The 12,826-nt window shown below is 53.0% G+C and carries 12 protein-coding genes; 6 read left to right on the forward strand and 6 right to left on the reverse strand.

Features of this window, described 5'->3' with window-relative positions; translation table 11 throughout:
* Position 1: 1 nt before the first annotated feature.
* The gene (locus TALK_RS11515) at positions 2–1,651 is read right to left on the reverse strand and encodes a cyclic peptide export ABC transporter (RefSeq protein WP_085618979.1); all 1,650 of its coding nucleotides are present in this window, start codon (positions 1,649–1,651) and stop codon (positions 2–4) included.
* A 144-nt stretch (positions 1,652–1,795) separates the two neighbouring features.
* The gene (locus tag TALK_RS11520) at positions 1,796–2,863 is read right to left on the reverse strand and encodes a diaminopropionate ammonia-lyase (RefSeq protein WP_085618981.1); all 1,068 of its coding nucleotides are present in this window, start codon (positions 2,861–2,863) and stop codon (positions 1,796–1,798) included.
* A 249-nt stretch (positions 2,864–3,112) separates the two neighbouring features.
* Between TALK_RS11520 and TALK_RS11525 the strand changes: the two genes are divergently transcribed.
* The gene (locus TALK_RS11525; protein ID WP_169715010.1) at positions 3,113–4,381 is read left to right on the forward strand and encodes a TAXI family TRAP transporter solute-binding subunit; all 1,269 of its coding nucleotides are present in this window, start codon (positions 3,113–3,115) and stop codon (positions 4,379–4,381) included.
* A gap of 13 nt (positions 4,382–4,394) precedes the next feature.
* Here the strand turns inward: TALK_RS11525 and TALK_RS11530 are convergent, their stop codons facing one another.
* The 4 genes from TALK_RS11530 to TALK_RS11545 are packed head-to-tail and all read right to left on the reverse strand — an operon-like array spanning position 4,395 to position 8,924.
* Positions 4,395–5,072, reverse strand: coding sequence for a GNAT family N-acetyltransferase (locus TALK_RS11530; protein WP_085618984.1), 678 nt, complete (start codon positions 5,070–5,072; stop codon positions 4,395–4,397).
* Complete coding sequence (locus TALK_RS11535) at positions 5,069–6,103, reverse strand: ABC transporter substrate-binding protein (RefSeq protein WP_085618986.1); 1,035 nt, start codon at positions 6,101–6,103, stop codon at positions 5,069–5,071. The genes TALK_RS11530 and TALK_RS11535 overlap by 4 nt, the downstream gene beginning before the upstream one ends.
* Positions 6,100–8,112, reverse strand: a complete 2,013-nt coding sequence (locus TALK_RS11540) for an MFS transporter (protein ID WP_085618988.1) — start codon at positions 8,110–8,112, stop codon at positions 6,100–6,102. Before TALK_RS11540 ends, TALK_RS11535 begins: the two co-directional genes overlap by 4 nt.
* A complete protein-coding gene (locus TALK_RS11545; protein ID WP_085618990.1) occupies positions 8,109–8,924 on the reverse strand; it encodes a hypothetical protein in 816 nt (271 codons plus the stop codon). The genes TALK_RS11540 and TALK_RS11545 overlap by 4 nt, the downstream gene beginning before the upstream one ends.
* Positions 8,925–9,085: 161 nt before the next feature.
* On the opposite strand from TALK_RS11545, the gene TALK_RS11550 reads away from it, so the two are divergent.
* The 5 genes from TALK_RS11550 to TALK_RS11570 all read left to right on the forward strand — a co-directional run bounded on the left by TALK_RS11550 (position 9,086) and on the right by TALK_RS11570 (position 12,797).
* Complete coding sequence (locus TALK_RS11550) at positions 9,086–9,628, forward strand: YcjF family protein (protein ID WP_085618992.1); 543 nt, start codon at positions 9,086–9,088, stop codon at positions 9,626–9,628.
* Positions 9,629–9,671: 43 nt separating this feature from the next.
* On the forward strand, positions 9,672–9,869 hold the full coding sequence (locus tag TALK_RS11555; protein WP_085619235.1) for a hypothetical protein: 198 nt from the start codon (positions 9,672–9,674) through the stop codon (positions 9,867–9,869).
* A gap of 46 nt (positions 9,870–9,915) precedes the next feature.
* Entirely contained in the window at positions 9,916–11,232 is a 1,317-nt protein-coding gene (locus TALK_RS11560; RefSeq protein ID WP_085618994.1) for a prohibitin family protein, read from the forward strand.
* A gap of 106 nt (positions 11,233–11,338) precedes the next feature.
* A complete protein-coding gene (locus TALK_RS11565; protein WP_085618996.1) occupies positions 11,339–11,899 on the forward strand; it encodes a YcjF family protein in 561 nt (186 codons plus the stop codon).
* A 100-nt stretch (positions 11,900–11,999) separates the two neighbouring features.
* The gene (locus tag TALK_RS11570) at positions 12,000–12,797 is read left to right on the forward strand and encodes a 4'-phosphopantetheinyl transferase family protein (RefSeq protein WP_085618998.1); all 798 of its coding nucleotides are present in this window, start codon (positions 12,000–12,002) and stop codon (positions 12,795–12,797) included.
* The last annotated feature ends 29 nt before the right edge of the window (positions 12,798–12,826 follow it).

Genomic DNA, 12,826 nt, shown 5'->3' on the forward strand with positions numbered 1-12,826 from the left:
ATCAAATCCTTCCGCGTGGATCGTTGCGGTCAAGCTCATGCAGGGTTCCGCCTTCAAGATGCAGGCGACGATCCGCCGCATCGAAATAATGGTCATCATGGGTTACGGCGATAATGGTCGTGCCGCGGGCTTTGATTTGCGGCAGAATTTCGTAATAGAATTTCTTGCGAAACTGCGGGTCCTGATCCGCCGCCCATTCATCCAGCACCATGACCGGACGATGTTCCAGAATAGCAGTTATCAGGCCAAGTCGTTTACGTTGTCCGGCCGAAAGCGCAATGGTCACAAACTTTCCATCGCGAATGCCCGTTACATGCGAAAGTTCAAACAGATTAAGCCAATGATTGGCTTCTTCCGGATCAATTTCGGGAATCCCATGCAGGTCGGAAAACAGGTGAAAATCGGAAAACACCGTCGCGATCTTGTTGCGGAAAGATGCAATGTTTTGTGTGCCAAGCTGGATGTCATCATAGCGGATTGTGCCAGATACCGGACGGTAAAGGGCTGTTAGAAGCTTGATCAGGGTTGATTTCCCGGCCCCGTTTCCGCCGGTGACAAAAATCAGTTCGCCCTTTTTGATGGCAAGACTGATCGGGCCGAGAACAAAACCATGGCGCGGATCGCGATTGGGATAGGTAAAGCTGACATCCTCAAACGCAATACTTTTAAACGTATCGGGCAGCTTGGTCCCATCGTCGACAATCGGTTCCTTGATGGCGCGCAAATCCTTTGATAGCACTACCATGCGCTGTGCAGCCTGTTCGGCAGAACCCAAGACTGTCATGGCCTGAACCACCGTGCTGATCGGGCCGATCATAAACAAAACAGCGGTGCTGACTTTTGAAATGGTTGTGCTGAAATTCTCGGCATAGACCGGAACGATAAACACAATCACGGCCAAAAGGATGTAAAAGGCGGTCATGCCCATGATCATCTGACGGAATGTCAGGCTGTGGGTTTCCGCACCGATCTGTTCTTTTTCAAGGGAATTGATACGGAATGACTCATAAAGCGCATTGCTGCGCAAAGACCACATCCGAACTTCCTTGATGCCGGAAAACAGGTCGGCGACCTTGCCAAATAATTCGGTTTTGACCTGATGGAGCTTGCCAAACCATGCGGTCAGAGTTTTGCCCATACGCAGATAAACCACCACGCCAAGTCCGATCACCAAAATGATCAGGAAAAACGCCAGCATGGAAAGCCAAAATACATAGATCATCACCGCGATAACCAGCAGCAGGGAGCGGAATGACATCCCGATCATATGCGAGTTTTGCGAAATGACCTGTGTGCTTTGGGTGATGCTGTCAAACAGTCTGGACTGGCCAAAGGTTTCAAGCTGGGCGAAATCCGCATGAGCAAGCTGATCCAGAAGCTTTTTGCGGACCTTGTCTATGCCCTGTTCGATCTGGGTCGAAATATTGCTGAGCAAATAGACTTCAGCCAGAAAATAGACGATGGCCAAGGCGATAAAACCACCGGCCAAAAGCCAGTCAACCTGATCGACACCGTTATCTGAAATTTCCTCGGCGGCGGTATTAACCAGCCCCAGCAACACGGCACTGCCCGCACCGGAAAGCGCCCCGGCAACAGCAAGCCGGGCCATCAGTCTGTTATCTCCCCAGGACAACAGTTCCAGCAATTTCATTTGTTTGCAGTCCCCAATGAGCCCGGATTGGTAAATTGTGTATCGTTCATTATGACTGTAGCCGCGCCCCGCGAGACTGTCTAGTCGATGGCATATGATCGACGGTTTTTCACGCAGAAAGTGCCCCGATGTTGTGTTGTGCTGTTATGGGGCGGGGATCGCCCCTTCGCTGTTCACCACAAGCACCTCGCTCTGGGTGTTCAAGCCAAAACGCTTTCTGAGTTCGGCGCTTTTTGCCACATGCCAAAGCCCGGCAATCCCGGCGATCCCGGTATCCCATGTATCAAGCGGTTGATCGTCATTGATCCCGGATGAAAGCCTGTCTTGAACCTGTTTTGCAACGTCATCGTTGATTGCAATGCTGTCCTTGCAAACCGCGCGTAAAATCTCGAAGGCCGGAAAACTTGGACGCCCGCAAGACAGCCCGATCATGCGGGTTAAAAGTTTGCCCGGAACCGATGTTAGTTTGTTCTTGGCAAGGCTGGCCTTAATGCAGGCGGCATTTGTTGCCTCGACCGAATAGACATTGGGTTTTTGTCCGCTTTCATGCCAAAGCCCCATCGCGCATCCTGCGGCCATGCCACCAACCCCGCATTGCAGGAAAACATGGCTTGGAATGCTGTTGGTGCGTTGAAGCTGGCGGGTGCATTCAATGCCCAAAACGGCATAACCGGCCATGATGTCACGCGTAACGTCAAGGGTGTCACCGTAATCGGTATCGGTGATCAAAAGGATATTTTGGGATTTTGCCGCCGCTTCGGCGGCGACAACGGCATCGTCATAAGTGCCCTTGATCCGGATGATTTCAGCACCGTTATTGACGATGCGCTGAATGCGGGCCTGATCGACGTCGCTGCCGACATAGATTTGCGCATGGCAGCCAAACTTTTGTGCCGCCCACGCAACGGCAAGACCATGATTGCCATCGGTTGCGGCAATTGCCGTATAGTCCGCACATTGCGGGCTTCCCGGTGTCAGACCGCGCTTCAAAAGTTGCTGTTTCAAGCCATAGGGGGCGCCAAGTGCCTTAACCCCCCCCAGACCAAATCGCTTGCTCTCATCTTTGATCCAGACCGCACCAAGATCAAGTTCACGGGCAAGGCCAGGTGCTGGGATCAGCGGACTTTGTTGATATTCCAACCAGGAAGATATCAGGTCAAATGCCTGATATATGTCTTCGCGCCCGGGTTTCAGGGCGTCTATGGTTGTCATTCATTTCTCCGAATTTTGGCAAGAGCTTGGTTTGTTTTTTGATATTGTTATGGTTTATGAGGTGCAGATAATGTCGCGTCAAATGCAAACTGAATATCAACGATTGTGTTATGTTGTTGTGAACAAGCGCATTAATTTATCTTCGCTCTCGACGTTCTTCCTTGCGATCCTTTAGACTGCAAAAAAATGGCCCATGTAACAAATCATGTGTGGAACAGATTGCGCCCTGAATTCAGCATCAAATCGATTGTGACCAATACGCTTGTTTGCGCCCTTGCGCTGATGGGGGCGTCATTTTGTGCCTATGCACAAGACAGCGCGCCAGTTGAGAACGGGGCTGAAAATACGGCCTTGGATACGTCAACGGCCCAGGTTTTGCCCAATATCGATATTGATCGCTTCGATGATATTCCGCGCGAACAGATGACCGTCAATCCGGATATGATTGACGGGATGATCTATAAGCCAGATGCCATCCCATTATCGCAATACCGCCGGAAAACCAACGATCCATCCAGTCTGGTGGCGTACAGTAATACCGGTATGATGGCAGATGGCCAAACCGTGCGATCCTATTACGCCGCGATCTATAGTGGCAGCACCAGCGGGGTCTATTTCAATGTCGCCGCCCAGATTTGCGAGATGATGGAACGTACGTTCGAGCGCCACCGTGTTCATTGTGTTCCGTTGCGATCCCAAGGGGTTGGCAGCAATATCCGCCTGATGAAAGAAGGTCGGGTGCAATTGACGATCGTGCAATCGAACAATAATTGGGAAGCCCAAAAAGGCATCGTCCCCATTCCCGGTGCACGTTCGGTGATGTCGTTGCATGATGAAATGGGGTTGCTGGTGGTTCGCAATGATTCGGGGATTGAATCTGTTGGCGACCTGCGGGGTAAACGCATCAATATCGGGCCCGAAGGATCGGCATCGCGTGAATTGTGGCTTGAACTTCTGTCGCGATATGGTCTTTCGCTTGATGATCTGGAAACGGTTTATAGCGTCGCCCAAGACTATAACACTTTGGGTATCTGCGAAGATTACATTGATGCGTTCGGGCTATGGATCGGACATCCGGCTTCGCTGATCGAAGACGCGCTTGCATGCGAGGCACGGGTTGTCGGTATGGGCGGGCCGTTGACCGATGAAATGGTCAAGGCCAATCAGTATTTCTTTAATCAGGTTTTACCGGCCAAAACATATTCCGCACAGGAAAAAGCCATTTCATCATATGGCTTTAAGGCGTCCCTGATCGCCTATGAACCGGCTGATCCCTATGTGGTATATTGGATCACGCGGATCATTCACGAAAATATCGGGCTGATGAAGCAACTGTATCCGGCATTTGGCAGCGTGGTTGTGGAAGACATGTTTAAAAAGGGCAATTTCCTGCCCTTCCACAAAGGGGCGGCCTGCTATTGGGAAACCGATGCGCATGCCTGTGACTGGCAAAAATATTACCATCAGGTCGATCCAAACAGACCGCCGAAACCAGATTACAGCGATCAGAAAAAATAACGTTTCTTGTGGTTTATCGGCCCGCAACCCAACCGATACGGGGCACAGAATGCGGGGCTGAATATTGGCAATATTGACCGATATACCCATCGTCCAGCAGCTTTTGACAGGTGACAAGATCGGTGCTGTCACACCAGATTGCCGGGGGTTGTGCCTGATTTGTTGATGGTGGCGTCTTTTGGTCTGCGGCCGGGGCAATATCGCGGCGCATTAAAAACCGGTCGCCGCCAAATTTTTGGATCAATCCCCGAATTGTCAAACCGGTCGAAATCATATTGAACAGGCTGGCGGAATTGGCGGGGGCGACGGTGCTTAACGTGATGGATCGGCCAAGGTTTTTGGCAATATCAAGCCGGTGGTTGATCATGCGACGTTGCCATCCCTGTCCGCGCCATGCCGGATCGACTGCTGCACCATCAATATGGGCAACCTGATCAAATTGATCGGGGGAAAGACCGTGATCGATTCCGAAATTGGGATCTTCTTTGCGTGGGATACCCAATATGCAATAGGCCATCAGGCGATCCCCGGAAAACGCGCCAAAGATTTGTCCGCAGGCGTCAAGATGATCGGTGAAAAACTGATCGGTCTCGGTGGCGGCCATTCCGGGGGCCAGTTCCGCCAGCATATCATGATGCAGGGCAATCACCGCGCCAAGCTGTGATTGGTCCAGCCGTATCAATGGGATCATTCGATGATTTCCGCATAGTCAAGCAACGCCAGCGGCGGATAGAGGTTTAGCTTGCGCGCGGCCGAAAGTCGCACAAGGTACGAAAACCGATCCAGCGTTTCAATCGGGATATCTGCCGGTGAAACGCCGTCAATCAGGATTTCGGAAACCTTGCTTGCCGCAAGGCGCCCGACCAGTTCGTAACGGCTGACAAGGCCCAGCATGGCCTGCCCATCGCGGACTTCAAGTTCGGTCGCGCTAAATGCCGCCAGCCCGTTGGCAAATCCGGCATCAGTCAAAATATCGCGGTAATTGCCGATAAAGTTATCCGGCCCGATATATAAAATATCGGCCCCGCGTTTGGTCAGGCTGGCAACCGCCGGGCCGATGTCGTCCGGTGTGGGGGCCCGATCTGTGCCAAGCGGTGCGGCCAGAACGTCAAACCCCATGGTTTTGCCAAGTTCGGTCAGATCATTGATGTTGGATACTGAATTGTCTTCAGCACTGTTATAGACCACGCCAAGTTTGTCCATCGGGCGATAGGCCCGGATGGCGTTGATTTGTGCGGCTAGCGGCGCCATATGCGTGGCCCCGGTTACATTGGGGCGGCTTTGCCCCGTGGGGGCGGCGATCCCGGTTTTCCAGGGCGATGACACCATCACAAAGACAATTGGAAGCTCGGTGATGTTTTTGGCGGGATCGGCGGCGTTATATTTGCCTGCAACGGCTGATGTAATTCCGGTGCCCCAAGTATAAACCAGATCAGGCGGGTTGTTGCGGATGTCGTCGATAATTCCCGGTATTTTCGATAAGTCACGCCCGATGTCATGAACGGTCAGTTCGACCGGAATGTTTTCTTCGCTGAAATAGGCGCGGAAGCCTTCTTCGACGCGGGTTTCGCCGCGCCACAGGATCATGGCAATCTTTAACGGTTCTTTGGCCGATTGTTGTGCATTGGCATCGGGGACAAAAAGACAGGCCAGTACGATCAGGGCGGTGAAAAGGCCGCCGGATCGCCAAATTCCGCCTTTGTCGGGACGTTGGGTTTTCATTTTACGGTCCCTTCGTCTTTTTGTTCCGCCGGAACATGACCGATCAAAAGTTCAAAGCACAGCACCGAAACGGCGGCAAATGCGCCCAAAATCCATACCGCCTGTGTGGTCCCAACCCAAAGTGTTAGCCCGGCGGCCAATAGCGGGCCAATCGCCCCGCCCAGCCTTTCGGTCAATCGCAACACGGCTAAAACCGGCCCCGTGCCATGCTGTTCGGTGAAATCCTTGCTGAGTTTCAAGCTAGCCGACAGTTGCGCCGGGATCGAGGTTGCCTGTGCCAAACCCAGCACGGCCACGGCCACGGCAAAAGTCGCATATTCCGGCATCCAGCCGGCCAAAAGCAATCCGGCGGCGGTAAGCCCGCCGCCAATCCCAACCGCACGGGTTTCGTTTTGGCTTTTGTCGGTCCATTTGGCAATGAACCAGCCGGTCAGAATGGCGACCAGCCCATATAGCATGATAACCCGCCCGGTTTCGGCGGTGGTGGCCCCTGATTGCAGCAAAATGATCGGCGTCAGGTAATATAAAAAGCCGCTTAGGATTAGTTTGGCGGGCATGGCGGCAAACAGGATCAACACCTGTAACCGGCGATTACCCAGCATCGCCTTTAATGCGGCCTTGGTCGGGATCGGCGGCGGGGTTTTGCCGCGCACCATATTATCCATCAGGAAAAAGGCCAATGCCACGGCCAGGCTTGCAATCGCCGCACCGCCAAGAAACGTCGTATCCGGGCCGAAATGCCCGGCAACAATGCCGCCAATTGCCGGTCCGCAAATATCGGCCAGCATGATGCCGCTAACCATCATTGCCGTGCCCTGTGTCCGGTTGCTGCTGTTGGTGGCGTTAAGTACATAGGATTGGCAGGCGACAAAGGTTGTCGCATATCCGATCCCCGATAATGCCCGCCACAGCACCAAATCCCAAATCCCTGCGGCAAAGGCGGTGCCAAACAGGCCAAGTGTTGCCAGAAACGCACCGCATAAATACATGCGCAACGATCCCACCCGTTCCTGAAACAGGCTGCAGATTGGCATGGCAAGGGCAACCATCAAAAGATGTGCCGCCATGACCACACCGGCCCCCAATTGGCCGTCAAGACTGCTCGATGTGACCTGACTAAAGAACGACGGCATAATCGGGCGGGCCAGTTCTTCGGCCAGAACAAACATAAAGGCCAGCATACGCACACCAATCAGCCTGACCTCGCGTTCGGTCTGCGGGTGGGTGCCGATCTTTTTGGCGGTGCTGCTGATAACGGCGTTGATGCGTTCCATGAACTGGCCGATTTCGTCATGGGTGCTTTGACCGTGAAGCAAGGTGAACTTGCGGTCCCGCACATTGCCCAGAACCTTGCGGGCAACGCGCACGGGCAGGGCGACATTCACCGTTAATACCAGCAACATCAGTTCGAATGACAGGGCCAAGGTGATAATAAAAATGATCGCGATATCAAACAGATTGTCGGTAACCGGGCGCATCAGGGCGGCGCGCGTATGGCCCAGAACAATCGCGATATCTTCGTGATCGTTGTCATGTGTTAATGCCAGCCGGGTCACGATATAGGGGGTGTCATCTGGCGATGGTGTTGCCACTGCCAATGTGAGGCCAATTTCATCGCCGGTCAGGCCGCCAGCATGCAAGACATCGTTTTGATCATTGGTGACGGCGGCGAAAACCAGATCGGGGTCACCATCGCGCAATTTATCAACGACACTTTCAAAACCGACAATGCCCCGCAGCGGAATGCCCAGATGCAGTGCCTTTTCGATTTTCTCGCCAAGGGCGCGGGCTTCGATCTCGGCCTTTTCGGTGATTTCGGTTTGCAACTCGTCGCGCGCCAGATCGGCTGCCCGCCAGGATATGCTGATCAATGCCAGACACAGCGTCACGGTGCTTAGCAGCAACAAAATCCAGATCGTCCCCTTGGGCAACAGGCGGCTGTGCGCATGATCGGCATGTTGCGCCGGTTGGCTATTGGGGGCTGCTTTGGGGGGGCTGAAATCGGTCATCGGACATCCCCCGTTGCGGTGTTGGGGGGCAATGAAGTCTGTGATTGTTGGGGGTCGGTGTTATCGCTGTTACGCGGAAGCTGATCGCGAATTTCACGATAAAGCGAAATCAATTCGATCTCGCTTGCCGTTAACACATCACCGTCATGGGGTTGGGTAATTGGGGCTTTGCCCGCAATGGCACGGGCCAGATCCTCATTTAATTCTTCAAATACCCGGTGGCGGCGGCGCATTAATACGAACAGAACACCAAGGGTCGGGATGATCATCACCATGCCGATGGCGGCTGATTTCCACATTTCCAACCATGCATGGGCGATTTTGGCATCGGATGTTTTCGAATTTGCCGTGACAATCAATTGACCCGCACATAACCCCAAACTATCGCGCAGGATCTGACCGGCAATGGCGTGCCCCGGAACAAAATCGATCCAGCGATCCTTTGATCGTGCTGATATCGTCGTCATTTGGCCCGCCGGGCTAATTTGATCGGATTGATCATCTGGTGATTTGGTCGCAGCACTGATCGGCATGCCATCGCAATCAAGCACGGCAACACTTTGGATGTTGTTTGCCATTTGCAGGCGCCGGGTCAGGATCGGCTGAAGGTTTTCCATGTTTTCAAGGCGCAGGCCCAGATCAATGACCGCCAGAATATCCTGGCTGGTTTCATTGACGATGACATTCATGCGTTGGGTCAAAAGGGTGTGCAGGGTTTGGTCGAATCGCAGGTAGTTCAGCACGGTAGTCATGCTCAACGCACTTGCCAGAATAATGAAAAGTGATAAACCGATCTTTGATGACAGCTTCAAGTTGTATCCTCGGCTGGAGCCATTTTAAAGTCATCGTCCCGGCTAATGGCGAAATTTTCTTTGGGACATGGTTTTGTCGGCCACATGGTTGATTACATTCTGGGGCGGGTCAAGTCTGCGTAGCGCCTTGATTCGATTTGCAGTGTGTATAGTTAGCGATTATGCTTCTATACGACGCAAATAAACTGGGGGATGTGATGGGGGCCGAAACGCTTGATGTGCTGAAGCATCGAAAGCAGCACCGCCTTGCGAATGGCGTTGTGCGGCGCAATGTATTATGGGCTGCGACCACGGGACTTGTCCCGATACCTGTCCTTGATTCCGCCGCGACGGTCGCTGTGCAGCTTAAAATGCTAGCCGAACTTAGCGACGTTTACGGTGTGAAGTTCAACAAAAGCAGCGGCAAATCTGTGATCGCTGCCTTGACCTCATGTATCACCAGTGGCGTGTTGGGCCGGGCTCTTTTGAGTACCGGAATTTTTACAAGCCTTGCCAAAGTGCTGCCAGTTGTCGGATCGACACTGGGGGTTTTGACCATGCCTGGTTTCAATGGGGCCTTTACCTATGCGCTGGGTAAGGTCTTTCAACAACATTACGCCACGGGCGGGACCATGTTAGATTTTGATCCTGAAAAGGCAGAACCCGCATTCCGTCAGAAGTTTAAGGATGGCCTGAAATTTAATCAGGATGCGAAAACGGCGTGATAACAGAAAATTCCACCAAAACAGGAATATGGATTTTGGCACGATGCAATTGATTTTGTTGGTTATTTATTTGCTTGCGTGCCTTGTTTGCGGCATGTTGGGTCGCAAGACGTCTTTCGGCTTTCTGGGGCATTTCCTGTTGGCGATTTTTATCACGCCGATTGGGGATTTTCTGGTCCAGATCGTCGCGCGCCCATCGCGAGAACTACGCGAAAAGCTAAAAGATATCGAAGATGACTGACACGCGATCCGCCCGCGCCACAACATACCCGATGACGAGATGATGAATGGTTGATAGCGCGACAGTCGCACCCGATGCACCGGATGATAATGGCGCTGGTCCCGATACCGGTCGGCCAACCCGGCGCATTGCCGATTTCTGGCGAGAATTTTCAAGCCGTGCGGCCGTACACCTGCGACATTTGCGAACGACCTTCCTGATTGTTCTGCTGTTTTTGCTGATCGCGATTTTCGCGCTGGCACCGCAGATCTTCATCAACGTACCAGCCGGTCATGTCGGTGTTCTGTGGTATCGCTTCTTTGGCGGGACCGTGGTTGACAGAAGCTTTGGGGAAGGCATGCACATGATCTTTCCCTGGGATGAGATGTATATCTATGATGCCCGTCTGCAAAATCAGGCACGCGTCTATGACACTATTTCATCAAACGGCCTGTCGATGGAAGTCGACATTGCGGTGCGCTATCGCATCAATCGCGAAGCGGTCGGAATGCTGCATAAACTGGTTGGGCCGGACTATCCGGAAATTCTTGTTTATCCGGAAATCGGCTCTCATGCCCGCGAACTGATTTCGCGCTATACCCCGGAACAGCTTTATACCGAAACCCGTGCCTTCATTCAGGCTGAAATCCTTGAACGCATGGTTAGCGAACTGGGATCATCACTGGTTAATCAAAGTTTTCAGGGGCGCCTTGTGTCGGTCGAAGATGTCCTGATCCGGTCGGTGACTTTGCCCGAACGCGTGGCCGATGCCATCGAACGCAAAGCCGAACAATATCAGATCATGCTGGAATATGATTTCCGCCTTGCCCGCGAGGAAAAGGAAAAGCAGCGCAAAAAGATCGAAGCCGAAGGTATTCGTGAATTCCAGGATATCGTCGCCAAGACAATTACCGAGGAATATCTGCGCCTGCGCGGCATCGAAGCCACCATGACGCTTGCGACATCGAAAAACAGCAAGACGATTATCATCGGCGGCAGGGACGGCCTGCCTGTTATTCTTAATACCGCCGATGCGCCATCGGCGGGTGGATCAGGCCCCGGGGCGGAACTTGTAGATGATAGTGCCGATACGCTGCCAAATTCGGGGCAGTTCAATGCCCGGGCTCAGGAAATTGCCCCGCAAAATGCAATTTCACCCGGTGTTCGTGCACCGTTAGAGCCACGAACCAAGGGCCCGCAAATCAATTCCGCAGAAACCGCACCGGCGGGTGAAACGACGAATGATAACCAGAAACCGCAGACAACAGCGGTTGACCCCGCCGTTAATGCGCCGTTCGAGCCCATTAAACAAAGCGAGACAGGACCAACGGCATTACATGAACAACCCGGCCAACCTGAGGTGTCAAAAGCCGATAGCAAATAACAGCCATAACGCGTTGCTACTTGAGGGTGTTTCGAGTATTGTTTTACGGTAATTTAGGCGTGCGTCCTGACCTTTAACCCATTGGTACAAATCCGAAGAGGCGATCATGACCGAAGCAGAAACCATCGAAGAGACTGAAGAACTGACCGCTGCAAAAGTGGACGAAGTCCGGGCGCTGTCACGCGATTGTATTCACCGTCACAGTGTATACGCTGCGGTTGGCGGTCTTGTGCCGATTCCGTTCCTTGAAATGGCCACCAGCAGCACCATTCAGCTGCGGATGATCGCAAAACTTTGCGATATCTATGGTGTTCCTTTCTCTGAAAATGCCATCAAAAATTCGATTTCGACCCTGGTTGCAACGGTTCTGCCGATGACTGGTGTTGGTCTTGCAACTGCGGCCCTGATCCGCAAGGTTCCGGTTGTTGGTACGATCTTTGGTGTTGTTGCCATGCCGACCTTTGCCGGTGCTTGCACCTATGCATTGGGTCGTGTTTTTGCTTGGCACTTTGCCAAGGGCGGGACCACCAACGATTTCGATGCCGATGAAATGAAAGAACGTTTCAAGGACGAATTCGAAGACGGCAAACGCAAGGCTTCGGAATTCGTCAAAGGTGGTAAAACCACGGCGAAACCGGCTGCGGGTGCTGCAACCGCCAAAGCCTGATTGATCATCAGGTTTTCAGATTTGTATCTGCCGGAATGCCCAAAGCACGCTTTGGGCATTCTTTTTGTTTAAGCCGATTTGATGCGCAACAGGCTGCCCGATGTCCGCCCTTGAATTGATCCGTACCCATTCACTTGTGCTGCACCGGCCAAACGGTGCGGGCCGTGGTGTGGGCAGTCGTATGCAAACGGGAACATTTCCCACCGATATTTTGCGGGCAACATTGGCGGTGGTCGATCTTGATCTTTTGGATGCGGCCCAACGTGATGCACAGGCCGACATTCTGCTGCATTCCGCCGAACAAGCCCGCATGGCGGGTTTTGCCCATGATCGGCGGCGCCAAAGTTTTACCTGTGGTCGCATTGCGGCCAAGACGGCATTGGTCGCCCATTGTCCGGAAATTAACCCGCGTGAAATCGAAATTGGATCGGGGGTGTTTGATCAGCCGATATTGACCACGGATCAGCCGGGCTTGCAGGGGCTAGCGATTTCGATCTCGCATTCGGATCAATTCGCCGTGGCCATGGTTTTTCATCAGGCCCATCCGATGGGGATTGATGTTGATCTTCCGACCGCCAAGGATATGCCCGCCGTCCTTGCGGGGCTTGCGCCGGGTGTTGCGGGTGTCATTCGAAGGCTGGGTCTTGATGATATTGCGGGCGCAAGCCTGCTTTGGGTGGCGCGTGAAAGTCTGGCCAAAACCCTGACCACCGGGATGATGACCCCGCTTGACGTTTATGCACCGGCATCGATTGAAAAGGATGGCGTGGCATATATTGTGCGCTACGCCAATTTTGGCCAGTACCGTTCGATCATCTGGCCGGGGAAACGCGGTTGGCTGGCCCTGACATTACCGGACCAAACCCTGTTTGATCCGGCAAGATTGCCTTGGTCATAGCGCCATTGTCATAGTGTGTGTTTGATCTC

Origin of the sequence: Thalassospira alkalitolerans, from assembly GCF_002115745.1 — a bacterium.
GTDB classification, from domain to species: domain Bacteria; phylum Pseudomonadota; class Alphaproteobacteria; order Rhodospirillales; family Thalassospiraceae; genus Thalassospira; species Thalassospira alkalitolerans.